The organism is Austwickia chelonae NBRC 105200 (assembly GCF_000298175.1).
Classification (GTDB): Bacteria; Actinomycetota; Actinomycetes; order Actinomycetales; family Dermatophilaceae; genus Austwickia; species Austwickia chelonae.
Genome location: NZ_BAGZ01000008.1, coordinates 13,431 through 34,032 on the forward strand (window position 1 = coordinate 13,431; position 20,602 = coordinate 34,032).

Sequence of the window (20,602 nt, forward strand, 5' to 3'; positions counted from 1 at the left end):
TGAACGATTGACCTGTTTTGTCGATCAGGTATTTCATTTCTTATTGGTGGTCGGTCGTCCGACTTGTTGACTTGTCGGAGGGCAAAGGCAGTGGGTGACGGGTCTGGGGGATGGTCGCGGTAGAGCGGTTCCTGGTGGCCGTGGGGCCTGGTGGCGCTGTCGGTCCGCTCCGGGCCGGGTGCTGGAGGCCTTGTGCGGCGAGTCAGCAGGAGGTCTGGCGTTGTTCGGGTGCTTTGCTGTTGAGCAGGTAGTCGTCGACCGTCCGGTCGACGCAGGTGTTTTTCTTCGGGTATCCGGAGCTGACGTGACCTTCGTGCCGGATGTGGCGGGAGTGGTCGAGTTGTTGGGCGAGCCGTTCGGACCATGCGTAGGGGAAGATGGGGTTCTGGGGGGAGCCGACGATCAGGATGGGGTTGCTTCCACTGGCGGTGACGCGTTTGGGCGTCAGTTTGGGCGGGACCAGCCAGCCTTCGCAGACGGGGATCATTGAGAACGTATTTTCCCAGGTGGGGGAGGCTTGCATGAGCTCTTTCTCACCGGCCGTCTGCTCGTCCTCGGAGGGCATCGGAGAGTCTCGGTTCAGACATTCCACTGCGTGTGCGGTCTGGTCGTCGCCGGATGGGTAGCGGCCGTCCTTCCGGCCGACCCAGGCGGCGGCGATCTGGAACAGCGAGGTCCCGTCACCCTGTTGGGCTGCCCGGATGGCTTCGGTCAGCGGGTTCCACCGTTCCGAGGACAAGATCCCGGCGAAGACGGCGATGAGCGCCCACCCTTCGGTGAGTTCTTTCACCCGCGGGTCGTTTCTGACGGGGAGCGGTTCCTTCTCTCTGAGGGTGACGAAATTTTTCAGCTGCGCGGACACCGCTGCGGGGGAGCTGCCGAGCGGGCAGTTGCCTTGGGTGATGCAGTGGCGGGCGTAGTCCTGGGTGTTTTTTTCGCGTGCTGCGGCGGTGGCGAGGATGATCTCTTTGTTGGTCAGGTCCGGGGGAATTGCCAGGTCGAAGACGAAACGGCCGACATATGTAGGGAAGAGGTCGGCGTAGATCGTACCCAGGTAGGTGCCGTAGTCGAGCCCTAGATAGTTCAGTTGTTTTTCGCCCATGACAGCTCGGGCGATGTCCATGTCTTTGGCCGCGTCGAGTGCGGAGACGTGGGGCAGGACTTTGGGGTATTTATTCTTGCAGGTTTGGGCGAATTTGGCGTAGATGTCATTGCCGATGCGCGCTTCTTCTTCAGTTTCCGGCGTGGGGTCGCTCCCGTAGCGGAAGTCCATGTCGGCGTCGTCGAGGCAGATGATGGGGTTGGACTGGCCGGTTCCGCGGTGGTCTATTTCGACGATGTCGTAGGCCTTACGCACTTCCGGAGTGACATTACTGTCGACTTCTTTCAAGAATTTGAGACCGGTGATGCTGTTGATGCCATTGCTTGCGAAGAGTGTGCCGCGTGCGCTGCCGGTGGCGGGCGCTTTCCGTACCCGAAGTTTCAGGGTTTCTCCGAGGGGATCGCTGTAGTCGATCGGTACTTCTATCCACCCGCATTGAAGATTGTCACATTTCTCCCACGACAGTGACTGTGAGTAGAACTTCGCGAGGTTCTCCGAGCCGGTGGGCGGGTTTTGTGTGGTGTGCTGCTTCCCGCGCGCCGTGCCCTCCGATGACATGGTGGTCAGGAGGGAGGCTGGTATGCACCCTGCGGTGGACAGGGTCAGGGCGGTGGCGAGAGCGGCAGCCCTGACGAGATGTGGTGCCCGCCGGCGCGGGCTGGATGAGATGTGGTCCATGGCTCGCTCCTCTGCGGCACTGTTTTCGCAGATGAGAGTAGCCGCGTTCAGAGAATTTCCTGGTTTGCTCTGCGGTTGTGGGGAATTGCGCTCTGTCAGTGTTGGCTGATCGCATTCCCCCGTGCCCGCTGTCCGCCACGACCGACGAAGAAGAGCTTCGTCCTCGCATGCTTGCGGGCGCACTCGCCCAGCAGGCGCAGCACGTGCGACGGGACCGTCACCGTGCGCTTGCCCGCGTCGCAAGCCGCACCAGACAGCCAGAACGACGGCGGACCGGTAGCGGGGCGTGACCGCTTCGACCAACCTGGCCACTTGCGCGAGGGCGCCGATGCCTTGCTCAGGGGTCTTGCGGTAGCCCGCACCGGGCATCTGACACGGGTTGCGGTCCAAGATCCCATCGTTGACGGCCATGCCCAGCACCGGCCGCAGGAAGGGGCAAGGCTGGCTGATCGACGTACGGCCTTCGTGAAGCGACTTGCCGTGCCAGGGCCGCACTACTGGTGGGGTGTGGGTTCAAACTGAACCATCGAGTTCTGCCTGCGGTCTGTGTTCACCTGGACCCGGTGCTTCTCCTCGTTGTGGATCGTCAAATTACATGCCACGGAGTGGGGCTCTTTGCTAATCTGACAACGGTTGCATGGATCCTCTTGCTAATCTGCGCGGGCATGTTTCCATGCCCATAACTCACGTTTAATCCCTAACTTTCTTGGCATGTATGATCGCAAGGGTTTCAACTATGTTGATATGCTGGATTAGGCCACTATGAGCGACGTGATAGTGAATATAAAACAATTGCAAGTGTCCTACGGGTCCACGGTTGCTCTCAATGGGCTAGATCTCTCGATGCGGGCAAGCGACGGGGTGGTCGGCCTTTTCGGTCCCAATGGTGCAGGCAAGACTACGCTTACGCGAGTCTTGTGCAGTGATATTGAAAGATACTCTGGATCTGTATCTGTTCCAGCGAGGAAGGATGTCGCATACCTTCCTGATTCACCGTACCTTTACCCCTGGCTGCGCGTCGTGGAGTGCATAGAGTTGTTCGAGCACTGGTACCCGGATTTCAGAACGGACGTTGCGTGGCGTTTCCTGGAGGGGTCTGTCATTGACCCTAGGCGGCGCGTAAAGACCCTGTCTAAGGGCATGTCCGAACGACTCCATCTTGCCTTGACTTTAGCTAGGGAGCCTAGTTTATATCTCATTGATGAGCCTCTTGCCGGAGTGGACCCACTGACGCGCGACCACCTCCTGAACATGGTTCAAGAATACAGGGCTCCGGGTGTTCCACTGCTGCTATGCACCCACTTGATCCAGGATGTCGAGCGCATATTCGACGCCGCAGTACTTGTCATCAATGGGCGCGTTGTTGCTGCCGGGACCACTGCGGAGCTGAAATGCCAGGAATCTGGCGGTTTGGAGTCGGTGTATAAGAAGGTGATTGGTCGCTATGAATAGCTCAAGACTGGTTGCATTGCTGCATGCTCGCGCCTTAGCGCCCATGGCTGCCCTGTTTCTTGCAGCTGGTCTCTGTGGTGCATTCTGGAAAGGTCTACAAGGGCAACAAGTATTCGGAGTCTCGATTCTTCTCCTTTCTGTTGCTGTTGGGGTATACGTTTTGGACTTCCCCATTCGTTTGGTTGGCTTGGTAGACGATCGCTTGCAACTCCTAGCGCCAGCCTCACGATGGCGCGTCCTGTCCATCAATATGATGACGGTATGCAGTTTCGCCCTTTTTGGATATGGCGTTGGCTATCTTCCTTATGCCATTTCGATGCGCGCCACGGGGTTGGCGATCGTGCTCGAATTGGGGCAGAAGGCGGTTTCGCTCCTTACTGGCTCAGGTTTGATGATTTTGATTATTCTTGCCTTAAAGCCACTGGTTGTTGAGCGCAATACTCTTCGAGGCTTATGTTGGGGTCTCTTTATCGTAACTCAAGCGGCGATATTGGTTGCTGGTGCAAAGTTTGCGGAAGGTGTCGCCTCTGTCTTGTCGTGGATTCTCGGAGCCGGAGGTGGAGCCGATATTACTTCGTGCTACTATGGAATAGTTCAAATATTTTTTATTGGCGCGAAGGATCAAGTGTATTTACAAACCATTTCGCTGCTTTGTAATCTATTCCTCGGCCTTGCGGCGTGGTTTTTCGCCTGGTCGTTGGCTCAACGAAAGCACAACTATCTAAAAGTCTGAGGCGATTGAACTCGAAGTTTTCGATCGCTACTACAGGTGAGCTGATCGGTCGCCTCAAGTCGCGCACCGTCAAGGCTGCGCTGGCTGCCCGGGGTCAACCCGGCCTGTCCAGGTCGCAAGGTGTTGATCCCACCTATGGTGTCGGCAGTATCCAGCAACTGCTGTGGTTCTGCCACAGCTGTGTTCTGTCCTATTCGAGCGGATGACCTGCCCGGCAATACCCCCGACCTGTACACATTCGTCCTCGAAGGAGTGTGGCAGCCTGCGGTTGACGACGACGGGCGCATCCGGGACGGTCTGCGGCGCTTCGCTCACCCCCACCGCTCCCCGGGTCACATCGAAAGCCGCGAGCGAGCGGTCCGATAGCTCGCGTTGCCCGTTCAGCCGATCCTTGTGCCCTTGCTCAGGGCATAGAAGTGTTTTCACGGTCACTGAGGGTCAAGAAACGGGCCGATGGCCACGCACTGAGAAAAGAAGAAAGCCCAGTTCAGAAGTGCTTCTGCCTGGGCTTTCGGTGGTGGCCAGGGGCGGGGTCGAACCGCCGACCTTCCGATTTTCAGTCGGACGCTCGTACCAACTGAGCTACCTGGCCTTGCATCATGAGCGACCCCGACCGGGCTCGAACCGGCGACCTCCGCCGTGACAGGGCGGCGCGCTAACCAACTGCGCTACGGGGCCTCGTAAAGAGGGTACTGCTTGACCTTACTTACTGCGTATCCCCAACGGGATTCGAACCCGTGCTACCGCCGTGAAAGGGCGGGGTCCTAGGCCGCTAGACGATGGGGACCTTATGCGGTTTTACATCTGTCCGCACAGAGCCCGCCGGCGTCTTGCGAGCCGCGCTCGGTTCCGTCGAGGACGTTCGAAAGCATATGCGACAGTTGACCGAAACTCCAAAGCGAGCTGGCGCCAAGGCTCTGAACTGCGCTTTTGCCAGAGGAAGCATTGCCCGAAAAGAGCGTCGAAGGCGTCCCACCCCGGAGAAACAGCCTCGAATTTCTTCACGAACGACCGACAACCCCTCACCTGACAGCGCGAACCCCCCTCCCGAGCCGTGCCCGCGGGGCGACGTCGACTCTCCGGCCGTCGACCCCGGCGGTCGAGCGGCCGACATCGGCCCTACCGGACATGCGAGGATTTGACTATGAATCTCCTGAACTCGCCGCTCACCGCTGTCGACTCCGAGATCGCCGCCGCCCTCGACGCGGAGCGCGACCGCCAGGAGACGACGCTGGAGATGATCGCCTCGGAGAACTTCGCCCCGGTCGCCGTGATGCAGGCCCAGGGCTCCGTGGCCACCAACAAGTACGCCGAGGGATACCCCGGCCGCCGCTACTACGGCGGCTGCGAACACGTCGACGTGGTCGAACAACTGGCCATCGATCGCCTCAAGAGCCTGTTCGGTGCCGCCTACGCCAATGTGCAACCCCACTCCGGCGCGCAGGCCAACACCGCCGTCTACTTCGCCCTGCTGCAGCCCGGCGACACGATCCTCGGGCTCGACCTCGCCCACGGTGGACATCTCACCCACGGCATGCGGATCAACTACAGCGGCAAATTGTTCGAGGTCGCTGCCTATCACGTCGACGAGACCGGCCGGGTCGACATGGCCGAGGTGGAACACCTCGCGAAGACGCACCGCCCGAAGATGATCATCGCCGGCTGGTCCGCCTACCCCCGCCAGCTCGACTTCGCCGAATTCCGCCGGATCGCCGACGAAATCGGCGCCTACCTGCTGGTCGACATGGCCCACTTCGCCGGCCTGGTCGCCGCAGGCCTGCACCCCAACCCCGTGCCGCACGCCCACATCGTGACCACCACCACCCACAAGACGCTCTGCGGGCCGCGCGGCGGCGTCGTCATGACCAATGACGCCGACATCGCCAAGCGGATCAACTCCGCAGTCTTCCCCGGCATGCAGGGGGGGCCGCTGGAGCACGTCATCGCTGCGAAAGCCGTGGCCTTCAAGGTCGCCGCAACCCCCGAGTTCGCCGAACGCCAACAGCGCACCCTCGACGGGGCACGCATCCTCGCCGAACGACTCTCCCGCCCCGACATGGCCGAACTCGGCGTGAAGGTGCTCTCCGGAGGCACCGACGTCCACCTGGTGCTCGTCGACCTGCGCGACAGCGAACTCGACGGCAAACAAGGCGAGGACCAGCTCCACCGCATCGGCATCACCGTCAACCGCAACGCCATCCCCAACGACCCCCGCCCGCCGATGGTCACCTCCGGCCTGCGGATCGGCACCCCGGCCCTGGCCACCCGCGGGCTCCAGGAGGACGACTTCCGCGAGGTCGCCGACATCATCGCCGGCGCACTCCACCCCCAGCTCGGCGACGACGAGGCCGCATCCTTGCGCAAGCGGGTCGAGGCCATCGCGACGAAGTACCCGCTCTACCCCTCCCTGACCGCCTGAGTCGGGGAAAACATCGGCCGCCCAAGTCTCCTCGACAAGGGCGGCCGAAGCCTTCCCCACAACGAACGATCCGCGCCCCCACCTGCGACATCGCCGCCCCGGACAAGCGTCCAGAGGGGGCCAGGGGTCCCGGATGGACACGGGCGAACCGGACTACCCTTGAAGGGGCCGCGGCAAGTGACCGCGGGTACCTGAAGGGGTAAATGTCATGGCGTTGAGCGTGTTCGACCTGTTCTCCATCGGGGTCGGCCCGTCCAGTTCACACACGGTAGGTCCCATGCGGGCCGCCGGGTACTTCCAGCAGGCCCTGGCCAAGGACGACCGGATGGCCAAGGTGACCCGGGTCCAGGTCGACCTGTACGGCAGCCTCGCCGCCACCGCGCGTGGCCACGGCACCGACACCGCCGTCATCCTCGGCCTGCTCGGTGAGATCCCCGAAGAGGTCGACCCGCGAGCCGTGTCCGCCAAGGTCGACCTGGTCCGCACCGGCCGCCGGATGAGTCTGTACGGGCAGAAGGAACTCTCCTTCGACATGGACACCGACCTCGTCCTCCATCCGTTGACCACCCTGGAGGCACACCCCAACGGCCTCACCTTCACCGCCTTCGACGCCGACGGCACCCAACTCACCGAACGCACCTACTACTCCGTCGGCGGTGGCTTCGTCGTCGACGGACGCGTCTACGGCCACGAGAAAGTCGTCACCGACGAGACCCCCGTTCCCTTCCCCTTCCGCACCGGCGCCCAGATGATGGCCCAGGCCGCCGAATCCGGACTCTCCATTTCCCGCATGGTCTGGGAGAACGAGAAAGCCTGGCGCAGCGAGGACGAGATCCGCACCGGCCTGCTGCAGATCTGGCAGGTCATGAAAGACTGCGTCGCCAACGGGCTGGTCACCGAAGGCATCCTCCCCGGTGGCCTGCACGTCCGCCGCCGCGCCCCCGAACTCGCCCTGCGCCTGAGGCTCGAAGCCGACAGCACCGACCCCATGCGCGGCATGGACTGGGTCACCCTGTGGGCGCTCGCGGTCAACGAGGAGAACGCCGCCGGTGGGCGGGTCGTCACCGCGCCCACCAACGGGGCCTCGGGCATCATCCCGGCGGTGCTGCACTACTACCGCACCTTCGTGCCCGGCGCCGACGACGAAGGGGTCATCCGCTTCCTGCTGGTCGCCGGAGCGATCGGCATGATCTACAAGGAGAACGCCTCGATCTCGGGTGCCGAGGTCGGCTGCCAGGGCGAGGTCGGCTCCGCCTGCTCGATGGCGGCCGCCGGGATGGCCGCCGTGCTGGGCGGCACGCCGGCGCAGATCGAGAACGCCGCCGAGATCGGTATGGAACACAATCTCGGACTCACCTGCGACCCGATCGGCGGTCTGGTGCAGATCCCGTGCATCGAACGCAATGCCATCGCCTCGGTGAAGGCGATCGCCGCCGCCAGGACGGCGCTGCGCGGCGACGGTATGCACCTGGTCAGCCTGGACAAGGTGGTGGCCACCATGCGGGAGACCGGCAAGGACATGCAGGACAAGTACAAGGAAACGGCTCGCGGCGGCCTGGCCGTGAACATCATCGAGTGTTGACCGCCGGGGTCCGTGCCGTCGTGGGAGGGCCATCGGCTCTGTCACGATGGCATGGACCTGTCGTCGGCTCCGGAGATCCCAGCCCATGAAGTTTCACCGCTCAGGTACCGCCCTCGTCGGGGTACTGCTGTGTTGTTCCCTGTCCGCCTGCGTGGGCGGGCTGCCCGGCAGCTCCGAGGAACCGAAAGAACCTGCAGGAGCGACATCGTCCGCGCCGGGACAGCCCGCGGTGGACGCTCTGCTCACCCAGGCCGGCAACGCGGCTCGCTCGGCGAGCTCGGTCCGTATCAGTGGAGAACTCAGCCACGAGGGCGAACAGATGCGCCTGGAAGTGGCCGGCATGGTCGACGGGACGAACCGGAAGTCCTCGGTGAAACAGAAAGGCCAATGGGTCGAAGTGCTCACCGTGGGCAAGAAGACCTGGGTCAAACCATTGGACCAGGCCACCGCCACCGCGATGGGTCTCCCCGTCGTCGTGGTCGGCAAATACCTGGAGGCGCCGACCACGAAGAGCGGCGAGGTCGAGGCCATGGACGCCCGTAAGCTCCTGGAGCACTTCACCTCACCCGGTCCCGAGCAGATCAGCAAGGCCGCGGCCACTCTCACCCAGGGCAACGAGCAAGGCCGTTCCACCTGGGTGGTCACGCAGAAGGTCCCGGACGGGGAGGCGAAGATCGTCGTCTCCGCCGACGGCAAGGGCGAACTGTTGCACGTCTCGTCCCCAGCCCTGGGCACGCTGTCCTTCTCCTCCTGGAACGCCGTCCCGGCCTTTCCCGCACCGACGGCAGGGCAGATCTACCAGAAGTGATCCCGGCCGGTCGGATGCGAGGATGACGCCATGCGCCTGCTCTTGATCCGACACGGACAGACCTCCTCCAATGTGCTCCACGCCCTGGACACGGCCGTGCCAGGGGCATCGCTCACCGAACTGGGTCGTCGCCAGGCCGAAGCTGTCCCCGCCGCCCTGCGGTCGGAAAGACTCGACGCCTTGTATGTCACGCCCTTGGTCCGGACCCAGCAGACAGCGGCGCCCTTGGCCCAGGAGCGAGGTCTCGTCGCCCGGATCCACCCCGGTTTCCGGGAGGTCTGCGCCGGCGACCTGGAGATGCGCACCGACGAGGAGGCGCTGCTGACCTATATCGACACCGTCTTCTCCTGGCCGTCCGATCCGGACCGACGGATGCCCGGCGGGGAGAACGGCCATGAGGTCGTCGGCCGGTGCGACGGATTGGTCCGTGAAGCGGCCGACGAAGGATTGCAGACCGTGGCGGTGTTCGCCCACGGGGCGGTCATCCGGGCCTATGCCGCGATGCGTGCCGACAATGTCGACGCCCAGTTCGCTGCGCAGCGGTGGCTACGGAATACCGGCATGGTCGTGCTCGACGGAGACCCGGGCCGCGGATGGGAGATGACCTGCTGGTCAGAGCATCCTCTCGGTGGCGAACATCTCGACGGCGAGGCACCTGCAGACCCGACCGGAGCGCCGGAATCGGCCCTGGAATGATCGTGGTCCTCCCCGTCGGAGCACGTCGGCCGAGGGGAGGACGACGCCTGTAGGTCTTCCGCCAGGAGACGCAGGATGTCGCGCCATAAGACATCCGCCGAAACCTGGACCCCCTCTTCGATGTCCCGTGTGTCGGCGCAGCCTAGAAGGAGGAGCGATGGGGCTCGCCGGGTGGGGACTGATCATCGTCGCGGTGTTCATGACCCTGATCATGACGAAACGGACATCGCCGTTCACGGCACTCGTCCTGTCACCGATCGTGGTGGCAGCGGTCGCCGGATTCGCCGAGGTCATCGGCAAACACGGCCTGGCCGGGATCAAGGGAGTCGCACCGACCGCGGTGATGCTGCTCTTCGCGATCCTGTACTTCGGGTTGATGATCACCGCGGGTCTCTTCGACCCGCTGGTCCACTGGATCCTGCGGATCGTCAAGGGCGACCCGTTGAAGGTGCTGGTGGGCACCGCCGTCCTGGCCTCGGTGGTCTCCGTCGACGGCGACGGTTCCACCACCACGATGATCGTGTGCTCGGCGATGATCCCGGTCTACCGCAGGCTGGGGATGAAGATGATGGACCTGGCCGTGCTGGTGATCCTGTCGAACTCGATCATGAACCTGCTGCCCTGGGGCGGCCCGACGGCGCGCATCATCGCGGCGTTGAAGGTCGACGAGGGTGAGCTGCTGCGGCGGATCCTGCCGGGGATGATCCTGGCCACCGTCTGGGTGCTGGTGGTCGCCGTGATCCGGGGACGCGCGGAACGTCGCCGACTGGGCATCGTGGAGCTCACCGACGAGGAGATCAACGCGCTGTCACCGGCCGCGGACACCGAGGACCAGGACCTGAAACGTCCCCGACTGATCTGGTTCAACCTGGCCCTCACCGTGGTGCTGATGGTCTTCCTGGTGTTGGGCGGTATCGGCCCGGTGCCCAAGGTCGCCTCGGCGGTGATCTTCCAGGTCGGTTTCGCCGTGGCCCTGCTGATCAACTACGGCAAGCTGGCCGACCAGCGCCGGATCGTGGAGATCCACGGCGCGAACGCGATGCACGTCATCATCATGGTGCTGGCTGCCGGGATCTTCATGGGCATCCTGAACGGGACGGGGATGTCCGACGCGATGGGCCGTACCCTGGCGACCTCCGTCCCGGAATCGATGGGAGGACACTGGGGTTTGGTGACCGCGCTGGCCTCGGTGCCGGGCACCTTCCTGCTGTCCAATGACGCCTTCTACCTCGGTGTCCTGCCGATCCTCGCCCAGGCCGGGCAGACCTACGGCTTCAGCGCCTTGGACATCGGCGTGGCCTCCACCACCGGCCAGGCCTTCCACCTGTTGAGCCCGCTGGTGGGTTTCATCTACCTGCTCCTGCATCTGACCGGGGTGGACATGGGTGCCTGGCAACGGAAGTCAGCATTGTGGGCGACGGGGACCTTCGTGATCTTCCTGGGGAGCATCGCGGTCTTCGGCGGAGTGCCGCTGTGACCTGCTCACCTGGTCTGAATGGTGGATATTGCGATGCATGATGAATACATATGCAAGCATGAGACGTCCGTTGCCGGAGTCGGCGGACGCGTGACGATCGTCGCGCACGACAGACCCGTCCCGGTGAATCCGGTTGGCGGGCAAGGTTGGCAGGAGCGGCCATGAGCTTGGCGCCCTTGGACTATGTGGTCATCGCGGTCTACGGACTGGCGATGCTCGGAATCGGTCTCTACTCGGTGACGATCGCCCGAGGCCGCGACGATTACCTCCTCGCCGGACGACGATTGGGTTTTCCGCTCTTCTTCGGATGCATGGCTGCCATGGCGGTGGGCGGTGCGGTCACCGTCGGCGGCGCCAAGAAAGGCTACGAGACGGGCATCGCCGGAATATGGGTCGGCGGCAGTCTCGGCCTGGGGCTCATCCTGCTGGGGCTGCTCATCACCTCGAAACTGTCCCGGATGCGGGCGTTGTCGATCAACGAGGTGATCGAACGCAACTACGGCGTCTACGCCCGTGTCCTCGGCGCGCTGCTCACGATCGTCTACACGATCGCCCTGACCGTCGTCCAGGTCATCGCCATCGGTGACATCCTGGCCAGCATCTTCAGCTGGGATCTGAAGATCGCCATGCTGGTCGGCGGATCGGTCGTGGTCTTCTACACCTTCCTCGGCGGCATGTGGGCGGTCACCCTGACCGACATCGTGCAATTCGTGATCAAGACCCTGGGCATCATGATCCTGGTGCCGATCTTCGTGCTGGCCAGCCCGAAGGTCGGCGGGCTCTCCGGGATGGTCGAGAAGCTCCCGTCGACCCACTGGGACCCGTTCGCACTCGGCTTCGACGGGACCCTCTACTGGATCCTGCTCTACGTGCCGGGTCTGGTGATCGGGCAGGACATCTGGCAGCGCATGTTCACCGCCCGCAACGAGAAGATCGCCCGTACGGGCACGATCATCGCCGGGATCTATTCCATCGTCTACGGCCTGGCCGCCGTGCTCCTCGGGATGGCCGTTCTCGCCGCCGGCACCCAACTGGGCAAGAAACAGACCGGGCAGGCCTTCTCCGAAGGGGTCATGATGTTCCTGCCCCAGGGCCTGGCCGGCCTGCTGCTGGCCGCCGCGATGGCTGCGGCCATGTCGGTCGCCTCCGGGACGATCCTGGCCTGCTCGACCGTGGTCTACAACGACATCTTCCTGCGTTTCGTCCGTCAGGAACGCGACGCCGAGGTCGCCGCGGCGGCCGACGACCGGGAGGCGCTGAGCACCTCGGCCGTGGAGCGCGACCCCGAGGGCGACGCCGGCGACATCTGGATCAACCGGGTCATCGCCTTCGTGATCGGGCTGGTCGTGATCGGGCTGGCCATGGTGATCGAGAACATCTTCGCCGCGCTCGACCTCGCCTACGGTTTCCTCTCCGGCTGTGTGTTCGTCCCGGTCATCGCCACCTTCTTCCTGCGCAAGGTCAGCCCGAAGGCCGGTCTGATCTCGCTCGCCCTGAGCTTCTGCGGCGTCGCCGGATCAATGATCTTCGGCGAAACAGGAAAAGCAACAGCACTTTTCGGCGCAGAAGAGGGTGTCAAGTGGGCCATCGGCGGTAACTACCCCATCATGGTCGGCATGGCTGTCGGCCTGGTCGTCTACATCGTCTTCACGATGACCGACCGCGCCAAGATCACGCCGAACCTCCGGGTCGACGAGGTCGAGAAGGCCACCACACCTGCGAAGACCGAAGGCTGACCAGTGAGCGAACGTTTCATCTCATCGCGCTACAGCGGCGTCCCCTCGACCCCGATGAGCAGTTCCGTCGAACGAGCCCGACGGTTCGAGGACATCATCAACTTCAGCCTGGGCGACCCGGAGCTGACCACCGATCCGCGCATCATCGACGCGGCCGCCGCCGACGCCCACGCCGGACACACCCACTACACCGACACCTACGGCGACCCGGAACTGCGTGCCGAGATCCTGCGCTTCTACGAGGAGGAATACGGGTACCACCACGACCCGGCAGGAGTGATGGTGACCACCTCGGCCTGTCACGGCATGTGGCTCGCCCTGGAAACCATCCTCGACGACGGGGACGAGGTCGTCGTCGTGGCCCCCTATTTCACGCCCTACCCTCACCAGGTCCGCCTCGCCAGGGGAGTGCCGGTGATCCTGGAGACCTCGGCCGAGGACGCCTACCAGATCCGTCCCGAAGCCCTGGAAGCCGTGATCACCGAACGCACCCGGGCGATCATCCTCAACACCCCTTCGAACCCGACCGGGGCCTGCCTGACCCGCAGTACCGAGGAAGCCATCGCCGCGATCGCCGAACGCCACGACCTCGTGGTGATCGCCGACGAGATCTACACGGTCTTCAGCTACCAGGAGCCCTTCCGGCCCTTCGTGACGATCCCCGGCGCAGCCGAACGCACGATCACGCTCAACTCGATGTCCAAGGACTACGTGATGACCGGATGGCGGCTCGGATACGCGCTCGCCCCCGCCGAGATCGCCCGCGTGATGAAGGACGTCAACGAGAACGCCGTTTTCACCGCGCCCTCGATCTCCCAACGGGCGGCGCTGCACGCCCTCCGCCTGCGCCACGAGATCCAGCCCGCTCTGCGCGAGCACTACCGCTCCCGGGTGATGCACGCCTATCAGCGGGTGTGCCAGACCCCGCGGATGACCTGTCTGCAACCCCAAGGCAGCATCTACCTGTGGGTCGACGTGTCCGCCACCGGGCTGAGCAGCGTCGAGGTCGCCGACCGCATCCTGGAGGAAGCACATGTGCTGGCCCTCCCCGGTGCCGCCTTCGGTGACTGCGGTGAAGGGCATCTGCGCCTGGCGATGACCGTCGACGAGGAACGCATCGACGAGGCCTTCGACCGTATCGGCCGGATGGCGATCTTCCAGGAATGACCTGGCCTCGCGGGGCGGCACAGATTTCGTGCCGCCCCGTGCCCGGCAGAGTGCGATCGACCGGCAGGATGGACCCGTGCCGACCTCACCCCGTTCCTTCCTCGCCCGCCTGGACGCCGCCGCGCAGGAACGCGCCCGCCTCGGGCTGCGCAGGACGACGACCTCTCCCCAGGCCAGGCCCCGGCTCGACCTGGCCGGGAACGACTACCTGGGCCTGCTCGACCACCCGCTGGTCGTCGAAGAGGCCGTTGCCGCCGCGCGTCGGCACGGCGGCGGCGCCGGAGCATCCCGCGTCGTCACCGGCACCAGCCCGGTGCACCGACGACTGGAGGACGAACTGGCCGCGCTGACCGGGACCGCATCGGCCCTGGTGCTCTCCACCGGCTATCACGCCAATCTCGCCGCGGTCACCGCCCTCGCGGACCGGGACACGTTGATCGTCTCCGACGCCCATGTGCACGCCTCGTTGGTCGACGGTTGCCGTCTGGCCCGCGGCCAGGTCGTCATCAGTCGACACAACGACCCGGCGCATGTCCGTGAACTTCTCGCCGACCGTACCCTCCCGCACGCCCTGGTCGTCGTCGAGTCGGTGTATTCCGTCTACGGCGACGCGGCACCCCTGACCGAGCTGGTGGAGATCACCGCCGAGTACGGGGCTGCCCTGCTGGTCGACGAGGCCCACGGCATCGGTGTCGTCGGGGACAGCGGGGAGGGAGCTCTGGCGGCCGCCGGATTGGCCGGCCGCGAACATGTGGTGCTGACCGGCACCCTCTCCAAGTCCTTGGCCGCCCAGGGTGGCGTCATCGCCGCTCACGAGGTGGTGCGTGAGCACGTGGTGAACACGGCTCGGCCTTTCGTCTACGACACCGGGTTGGCTCCGGCTGCTGCCGGAGCGGCACTGGGTGCGCTGCGGGTGCTGCGTGAGGAACCCGGCCTGCCGGGGCGCTGCCGGGCGAATGCGGCCCTGTTGGCCTCGGCGCTGGGCTCGCAGGCCCCGGCCGGTGGAGTGCTCTCCGCTCCGACGGCCGGGCCGCAGGAGGCCGTGGACGCGGTGGCCCGGGCCGAGGAACGAGGTCTGCGGATCGGATGTTTCCGTCCTCCGTCGACCCCGGACGGCGGGTCGTGGCTGCGGTTGACCGCGCACGCCTCCCACAATGCCGAGGAGATGGAGTGGGCGGTCGGCGTCCTGCGGGAGATTAGGAGCTGAGGGCTCCGGAGGCCAGCCAGCGGCGGGCTCGGGCACGATCGGGTTTGCCCGGGCCGGTCGTCGGGATGGACTCGACCCGGACGACGACTCTGGGCAGGGCGTGGGCGGGCAACAGATCGGCCAGCGCTGCCCGGAGATCGGCGACCGCGGGCAGCGGCTCCCCGGCCGGTGGAACGACCAGGAGCGCCACCGTCTCGCCCCATTCGGGGTCGGGTGCACCCACGGCGAGGGCTTCGCCGACACCGGGCGCTCCGACCTGGGCCAGCGCATCCTCGACGACAGTGGGGGCGACCTTGAGCCCGCCGGTGTTGATCAGGTCGTCGAGCCGCCCGATGACCCGTAGCCGGCCGTCGGGGCCGATCCGGCCGTGGTCGTGGGTGCGGAACCAACGCATCCCGGTGTGATCGGTGCTGAAATCCCTGTCGTGTTCGGGGCGGTCGAGATAGCCGAGGGCCACCATGTCCCCGCCGAGGACGATGCGGCCGCTGGCTTCGTCCTCCGGGGGAGAGTCGTCCGCGGGGATCGCTTCGAGACGCAGGTGGGCGCCGGGGAGGGGGTGGCCGTCGTAGATGCATCCGCCTGCGGTCTCGCTGAGGCCGTACCCCTCGAGGACGCGGATGCCGTGCGCTTCGGCGGTCTCGCGGTCGGCGGGTGGCAGCGGGGCTGCTCCGACGAGGATGCGGGTGTATTCGCGGGCGGCAGCGATGCCTTCGGCGCTGGCCATGACGCGGCGCAATTGGGTAGGGACGAGGGTGGTGTAGTGCCTGTCCGCGCGGGGGTCGAGTTCACGGGTGGCCGTGACGAAACCTTCGGCGTCGAAGCGGCCTGGGGCCAGGGGGATCGGCCGGAACCCGGCGTGGAGGGAACGCAGTATGACGCACAGCCCGGTGATGTGGGAGGGCGGGACGGCCAGCATCCACTGGCCGGGGCCTCCGCCGATGTCGTGGACGCCGGTGCGGCCCATGCGCAGCGCGCTCGCGGGCAGGAGCGCAGGTTTGGGGATGCCGGTGGTCCCAGAGGTGCCGATGACCACTGCCGCGTCTGCGGGGATGCAGGGGACCTGGGCCGGGTCGATGATGCCGGCGGTGGCGATCGCGGGTCCGGATCCGTCGAGGGCACGGTGGAGGATGTCCAGGTCGGTGACGACCTCGGCGGCGGTGGCGCCGATCGGTGGCCAGGCGATGACGGGGCGGGTGCTCACATCGTCCAGGGTAACCCCCGAATTGAACGATGTTCAGGAGCTTCGTCCCGCAGCGCGATCACGCATTGATCAGGAAACTCGCCCCCTGCGGGTCGGTCACCTGGGCGAATCGCCCGAACGGGGAATCCTGCGGGGGAGAGAGGACCTTCCCACCCAGGTCGACGACCCGTCGGACGGTGTCGTCGGCGTCGGTGCACCCGAAGTAGACCCGCCAGTGCGAGGCGGCCTCGGGGGGAAGCAGCTCCGAGGCGTCACAGATCCCTGCGCAGGCCTCCTCGCCCGCGCCATTGGTGACATAGCGGAAATTCTCCCCCGGAGGTACCTCCATCCAGGAGATATTCCAGTTCAGTGCGTCCCGGTAGAAGGGGATCACCTTGTCGAGATCGGTGCTGAGCGTCTCGAACCACACGGGTGTCCCCGGGGTGAGCGGCAGGGTGAACCCTTCCATCCGGCGGGGCTCCCACAAGCCCAGAAAGGCACCCGCCGGGTCGATGACCATGGCCTGACGCCCGTGGTCGGCCACGGTCATCGGACCGAACACGATCTTCGCGCCGCTCGCCCCGGTCCGGGAGAGTGTGGCGTCGAGATCGACCGTACGCAGGTAGACCGTCCAGGCAGTCGGTCCGGTCGGCTCCTGCGTCGGGCCGTCCATGCCCATGTAGGTGGACATCAGGCCGCCGACGAGATCCTCTCCCCGGTTGATGATCTGGTAATGCCCGAAATCCTCGCCCTGGTCGGTGAAGGACCATCCGAAGAGTTCTCCGTAGAAGGCTTTCGCGCCGTCCACGTCATCGGTCATCAGGTCGAGCCAGATCGGACGTCCGGGCTGCTGCGCAGTGCTCATGCTCTTCCTCCGGGAGGACGCGTGACGGTCGGGTGCCATCGGGTGATATGCGCACTTTAGAAGGATATGTTGTCCCGGTGAAGAGGGCGGAGACGCTTTCTGCGCCCGGCGGGAGGACCAAGGGTTGACCGACTCCTCGTCTGGGTAGTGAGGAACTCGGATCCTCGGTGTGTCGCTCCACGGCGACCCCGGGAAAAGACAGTACAAAAGGGCCTACTCGCCGTGTCGGCGAGTCGGGAGCAGAGAGGCAGAAGCCGTCATGGGTAAAGCAGTCATGGGTGTGATCGCTCCGCAGAGGGGGCCGTCGCCGGTCGAGGTGGGTCTCGCCGGCCTCTCCCTGCTGTGCGCTTCCGGGGCGGTCTTCCTCGCCGGCCGGGGAACTCTCCCCGCAGGGATGTCCGCAGTGATCTGCGCAGTCATCGCACTCACCTGGATCTCCTTCTACGCCAAGGCCATCCACCGCCCACACCTGGACGGGGCGCGCTTCGTCTGGATCATCGCCTTCACCGCCGTCTCCGTTGCCATCTGCGCCTTCGCCACCGAACAGACCTGGAATGCGCTGCTCTCCACCCTCATGGCCGCTGCCGCAGCCATCCCCCTCGCGCTGTGGTTCTCCAGCATGTGGAAGGAATGAACCTAGAATCGGCCCGGCGGGACCGACAGCCCAGCCCGGCACCCGGACCGGCACTCCCCGCGCGCGTCGGACAGGAACGGAACACCATGCGACACACCCCGCGTTATGTGATCACCGACCCGGACGAGGTGAAAAGGCTGATCCGCGCGCACCCCTGGGCCACCTTCGTCTCCTGCACGGCACAGGGGATGGTCGCCTCGCACTACCCCGTTCTGCTGGAAGAGGACGCCGAGGAGATCCGCATCGTCAGCCACTTCGGTCGACCCGACGAAGAAACCCACGAACTGGGTCGACACGAGATCCTCGTCATCGTCCAAGGACCCCATGACTACGTCTCCTCCAGTTGGTACGACACCGACGACCTCGTCCCCACCTGGAACCACGTCACCGCCCACCTCTACGGCACCCCCGAGATCCTCCACCCGGAGGAGAACTACGCCATGCTCTCCCGGCTGACCGACCACTTCGAGAGCCGACACCCACACGGCCGGAGCCTCTCCCAGGACGAACCCGCCACCAGAGCCGCAGCCGTGGGCACCGTAGGACTGCGACTCCGGGTCACCCGATTCGACGCCCGCGCCAAACTCAGCCAGAACAAACCGGAACCGGTCGTCCGCCGCATCATCGAACACTACGAGGAATGCCACCCCGCTCTCGCCGAAGAGATGCGACGTGCCCACCGGCGCACCTCCGGATGACCCGACGAGCCGTCACAACAGGACGATCACACTCGCCAACAGGATCTTGACCACCATCGCCGTCGGATACGCCATGGCATAACCCGCAGACACCCGGAAATCCTGGCCCGTCTGCGTATTCGCATAGGCCAGCAAGGCGGGCTGGGTCTGCAGCCCGGCCAACAGGCCCGCCAACCGGGTGCCGCCCATCCGCACCACACGCCGCTGGAAGAGATAGGCCGTCGCACCCGTCGACAGGGTGATCAACGCCCCCAAGGCCACCATCCCCACCCAGGAACCCGACGTGAAGGCCACACTGATCTGCCCCCCGGCCCTGGTCCCGGCCTGCGCGAGGAAGAGCAACAATCCCAACTCGGCGACCACGGCACTCGCCGTGAACGGCAACATCGTCACCACCGACCCGACCCGTCCGATCCGGCCCAGCACCAGCCCGACCATCAAGGCCCCGAGTGCAGGTCCGAGAGTGAAGGTCGACCCGCCCGGCAGGGGCACCGGTACCGACCCGATGGCGAACCCGAACGCCATGCCCAGACCGATCGCCACCGGATTGATATCGGTCAACCCCCGCGAGGAATCACCGAAGAAGGCCGCGATATCGGCCAGTCGTTCCCGAGGCGCGACCACTCGGATCCGGTCGCCCAACTGCAACACCAGATGAGGATGCCCCAGCATGTCCACATCGCCCCGGCGGACCCGGGAGATCACTCCCGAGAACCTCCCCTCCAGATCGAGGGCGCGCAGACTGCGCCCGCAGACCGCCGGATCGGAGACGGTCATCCGGCGGAAGTCCAGCTCGCGACGATCGAGTTCCAACCGGTGCGACGACTCGTGCCCCAGGGAGGTCACCACCTTCTGGACGTAGTCGCGCGGCCCGACGACGGTGACGACGTCATTGCGGCGCAGCGGGGTGCGCGCATTGGCCACATGGGTCGGACCGCTCTCCTCGTGCCGCACCCGGGTGATGCTGATCTGATTGGCGTGATCCTCCTCGACATCGCGCACATGGGGCTGGTCGTCTCGTTCGATCCGGATATCGGTGCGGATCAGCTCGACCGGGGTGTCCGGGTCGTTCTGCCGCCGACGCAGGGCCAGGTTGGAGACGGCGAGCATCCCGATCACGCCGAACAGGTAAGCGATCGAGTAACCGACGGTCGCTGCGGAGGAGTCGCCGGCGGCGGCCAGAGCAGGGGTATTCGTCAAGGCACCGGCGAAGGTCCCGACGGCCTGCTCCCGGGTGAGACCGAAGGCCGGGCCGAGGGTGACCGCCACCGTGGCGCCGACGCCCAGGGACAGGACGACCCCCAGGAGCACCTTCCCCGACGAACGCATGGTGTGGAAGAAATTGGGCCCTGAGGAGATGCCGACGCAGAAGGCGAAGAGAGACAGGCCGATATGCCCGATGGATTTCGAGATCTCCAGGGTGACACCGGCGCTGCGTCCCCACGCGGCGACGGCGATGCCGACGAAGAGGACGGCCGCCGAACCGAGGGCTATCCCACGGATCCGTATCCGGCCTAGCGCCGCGCCGAGGCCGATGACGAGGAAGAGGAGAAGATCCGGATGCTGAGCTAACAGGGCAAACACCGTGGGGGTACCTTCTTCGAAGCGACAGGCAACGCTACTGGGGGCGGGTGAAGCTCGTCCCTGGCAGCTTAGCTGGGCGTCCGTCCGGGAAGGCCCTGCGGTAGGCCTTCGAAGAAGAACGAAAAGCCTTTAATCGCAATGAACCTGGCGAATGTCCGGTCGGGGTCCAGCTGGTGTCGCACCTGACCGCTGCGTCGGCGCACGTACCGTCCGACACCTTCCTCTGCGGCGCCGTGCTGCGCCTGCCCGGCCAGCCAGGGCCTGTACACCGAGGGGGCCAAGTACTTCACCGGACGTTTCGCCACGATGATGTTCGGTCTGCCGGTGGTCAACCTCGAGGTGAAAGGTGGTGTTCAGGCGGTCTACGGAGCGAAGGCCGTCCTCTACAAGAGCGAGATCGACGACTTGCTCGGTATCGACAGTTGACCTGGTGGCGTCCCCGAGGACGCGCGGAGCGCAGGGGGAGATGTGACGGAAGGCTGGGTGGGCCCCGTCGGGCTCGAACCGACGACCTACGGATTAAAAGTCCGCTGCTCTGCCAACTGAGCTAGAGGCCCGTACACGCCGACAGGGCACGTACTGAA

Annotated in this window: 16 protein-coding genes and 4 tRNA genes; 12 read left to right on the top strand and 8 right to left on the bottom strand. The window is 65.2% G+C overall.

All coding sequences use genetic code 11. The features are described from left to right. Positions 1–202 precede the first annotated feature (202 nt). Positions 203–1,780, bottom strand: coding sequence for an alpha/beta hydrolase (locus AUCHE_RS06715; protein WP_006502530.1), 1,578 nt, complete (start codon positions 1,778–1,780; stop codon positions 203–205). 762 nt (positions 1,781–2,542) lie between these two features. On the opposite strand from AUCHE_RS06715, the gene AUCHE_RS06720 reads away from it, so the two are divergent. Next, a complete protein-coding gene (locus tag AUCHE_RS06720) occupies positions 2,543–3,232 on the top strand; it encodes an ABC transporter ATP-binding protein (protein WP_006502531.1) in 690 nt (229 codons plus the stop codon). Positions 3,233–3,275: 43 nt separating this feature from the next. Next, a complete protein-coding gene (locus tag AUCHE_RS16575) occupies positions 3,276–3,965 on the top strand; it encodes a hypothetical protein (RefSeq protein ID WP_162137226.1) in 690 nt (229 codons plus the stop codon). A 515-nt stretch (positions 3,966–4,480) separates the two neighbouring features. On the opposite strand, the gene AUCHE_RS06725 is transcribed toward AUCHE_RS16575, so the two are convergent. From AUCHE_RS06725 to AUCHE_RS06735, 3 genes are all read right to left on the bottom strand, one after another. Further along, positions 4,481–4,557, bottom strand: a tRNA-Phe gene (locus AUCHE_RS06725). Between the two features lie 12 nt (positions 4,558–4,569). After that, positions 4,570–4,643, bottom strand: a tRNA-Asp gene (locus AUCHE_RS06730). A 36-nt stretch (positions 4,644–4,679) separates the two neighbouring features. Next, positions 4,680–4,752, bottom strand: a tRNA-Glu gene (locus AUCHE_RS06735). 357 nt (positions 4,753–5,109) lie between these two features. On the opposite strand from AUCHE_RS06735, the gene glyA reads away from it, so the two are divergent. From glyA to AUCHE_RS06775, 8 genes are all read left to right on the top strand, one after another. Beyond that, complete coding sequence (gene glyA, locus AUCHE_RS06740; protein ID WP_006502532.1) at positions 5,110–6,384, top strand: serine hydroxymethyltransferase; 1,275 nt, start codon at positions 5,110–5,112, stop codon at positions 6,382–6,384. A gap of 208 nt (positions 6,385–6,592) precedes the next feature. After that, entirely contained in the window at positions 6,593–7,966 is a 1,374-nt protein-coding gene (locus AUCHE_RS06745) for an L-serine ammonia-lyase (RefSeq protein WP_006502533.1), read from the top strand. Between the two features lie 85 nt (positions 7,967–8,051). After that, complete coding sequence (locus AUCHE_RS06750) at positions 8,052–8,774, top strand: hypothetical protein (RefSeq protein WP_006502534.1); 723 nt, start codon at positions 8,052–8,054, stop codon at positions 8,772–8,774. 30 nt (positions 8,775–8,804) lie between these two features. Continuing rightward, a complete protein-coding gene (locus AUCHE_RS06755) occupies positions 8,805–9,470 on the top strand; it encodes a histidine phosphatase family protein (protein WP_006502535.1) in 666 nt (221 codons plus the stop codon). A gap of 157 nt (positions 9,471–9,627) precedes the next feature. Continuing rightward, positions 9,628–10,947, top strand: a complete 1,320-nt coding sequence (locus AUCHE_RS06760) for a CitMHS family transporter (RefSeq protein ID WP_006502536.1) — start codon at positions 9,628–9,630, stop codon at positions 10,945–10,947. 161 nt (positions 10,948–11,108) lie between these two features. Further along, the gene (locus AUCHE_RS06765) at positions 11,109–12,683 is read left to right on the top strand and encodes a sodium:solute symporter family transporter (protein ID WP_006502537.1); all 1,575 of its coding nucleotides are present in this window, start codon (positions 11,109–11,111) and stop codon (positions 12,681–12,683) included. Positions 12,684–12,737: 54 nt separating this feature from the next. Beyond that, a complete protein-coding gene (locus tag AUCHE_RS06770; protein WP_245706773.1) occupies positions 12,738–13,850 on the top strand; it encodes an aminotransferase class I/II-fold pyridoxal phosphate-dependent enzyme in 1,113 nt (370 codons plus the stop codon). A 76-nt stretch (positions 13,851–13,926) separates the two neighbouring features. Beyond that, entirely contained in the window at positions 13,927–15,057 is a 1,131-nt protein-coding gene (locus AUCHE_RS06775; protein ID WP_006502539.1) for an aminotransferase class I/II-fold pyridoxal phosphate-dependent enzyme, read from the top strand. On the opposite strand, the gene AUCHE_RS06780 is transcribed toward AUCHE_RS06775, so the two are convergent. Further along, the gene (locus AUCHE_RS06780) at positions 15,047–16,258 is read right to left on the bottom strand and encodes an AMP-binding protein (protein ID WP_006502540.1); all 1,212 of its coding nucleotides are present in this window, start codon (positions 16,256–16,258) and stop codon (positions 15,047–15,049) included. The two genes, AUCHE_RS06775 and AUCHE_RS06780, sit on opposite strands and share 11 nt — an antisense overlap. Positions 16,259–16,316: 58 nt before the next feature. Further along, on the bottom strand, positions 16,317–17,102 hold the full coding sequence (locus tag AUCHE_RS06785) for a VOC family protein (RefSeq protein ID WP_006502541.1): 786 nt from the start codon (positions 17,100–17,102) through the stop codon (positions 16,317–16,319). A gap of 259 nt (positions 17,103–17,361) precedes the next feature. Here AUCHE_RS06785 and AUCHE_RS06790 point away from each other — a divergent pair, with 259 nt between their 5' ends. Both AUCHE_RS06790 and AUCHE_RS06795 read left to right on the top strand, forming a co-directional pair. Further along, complete coding sequence (locus AUCHE_RS06790; protein ID WP_006502542.1) at positions 17,362–17,736, top strand: hypothetical protein; 375 nt, start codon at positions 17,362–17,364, stop codon at positions 17,734–17,736. An 86-nt stretch (positions 17,737–17,822) separates the two neighbouring features. Next, positions 17,823–18,434 (top strand): FMN-binding negative transcriptional regulator, encoded by a 612-nt coding sequence (locus tag AUCHE_RS06795; RefSeq protein ID WP_006502543.1) that lies wholly within the window; start codon positions 17,823–17,825, stop codon positions 18,432–18,434. Between the two features lie 12 nt (positions 18,435–18,446). Here AUCHE_RS06795 and AUCHE_RS06800 read toward each other — a convergent pair whose 3' ends face one another. Together AUCHE_RS06800 and AUCHE_RS06810 are read right to left on the bottom strand one after the other, a co-directional pair. Continuing rightward, entirely contained in the window at positions 18,447–20,018 is a 1,572-nt protein-coding gene (locus AUCHE_RS06800) for an aspartate:alanine exchanger family transporter (RefSeq protein ID WP_006502544.1), read from the bottom strand. A 484-nt stretch (positions 20,019–20,502) separates the two neighbouring features. After that, positions 20,503–20,575: transfer RNA gene (locus AUCHE_RS06810), tRNA-Lys, on the bottom strand. Positions 20,576–20,602 lie beyond the last annotated feature (27 nt).

Excerpts from the sequence above, each read along its gene's own strand:
- AUCHE_RS06770 (WP_245706773.1), top strand. The coding sequence starts at position 12,738 with ATGAGCAGTTCCGTCGAACGAGCCCGACGGTTCGAGGACATCATCAAC.
- AUCHE_RS06755 (WP_006502535.1), top strand. The coding sequence starts at position 8,805 with ATGCGCCTGCTCTTGATCCGACACGGACAGACCTCCTCCAATGTGCTC.
- AUCHE_RS06750 (WP_006502534.1), top strand. The coding sequence starts at position 8,052 with ATGAAGTTTCACCGCTCAGGTACCGCCCTCGTCGGGGTACTGCTGTGT.
- AUCHE_RS16575 (WP_162137226.1), top strand. The coding sequence starts at position 3,276 with ATGGCTGCCCTGTTTCTTGCAGCTGGTCTCTGTGGTGCATTCTGGAAA.
- AUCHE_RS06760 (WP_006502536.1), top strand. The coding sequence starts at position 9,628 with ATGGGGCTCGCCGGGTGGGGACTGATCATCGTCGCGGTGTTCATGACC.
- AUCHE_RS06715 (WP_006502530.1), bottom strand. The coding sequence starts at position 1,780 with ATGGACCACATCTCATCCAGCCCGCGCCGGCGGGCACCACATCTCGTC.
- AUCHE_RS06790 (WP_006502542.1), top strand. The coding sequence starts at position 17,362 with ATGGGTAAAGCAGTCATGGGTGTGATCGCTCCGCAGAGGGGGCCGTCG.
- AUCHE_RS06765 (WP_006502537.1), top strand. The coding sequence starts at position 11,109 with ATGAGCTTGGCGCCCTTGGACTATGTGGTCATCGCGGTCTACGGACTG.
- glyA (WP_006502532.1), top strand. The coding sequence starts at position 5,110 with ATGAATCTCCTGAACTCGCCGCTCACCGCTGTCGACTCCGAGATCGCC.
- AUCHE_RS06720 (WP_006502531.1), top strand. The coding sequence starts at position 2,543 with ATGAGCGACGTGATAGTGAATATAAAACAATTGCAAGTGTCCTACGGG.
- AUCHE_RS06785 (WP_006502541.1), bottom strand. The coding sequence starts at position 17,102 with ATGAGCACTGCGCAGCAGCCCGGACGTCCGATCTGGCTCGACCTGATG.
- AUCHE_RS06795 (WP_006502543.1), top strand. The coding sequence starts at position 17,823 with ATGCGACACACCCCGCGTTATGTGATCACCGACCCGGACGAGGTGAAA.
- AUCHE_RS06745 (WP_006502533.1), top strand. The coding sequence starts at position 6,593 with ATGGCGTTGAGCGTGTTCGACCTGTTCTCCATCGGGGTCGGCCCGTCC.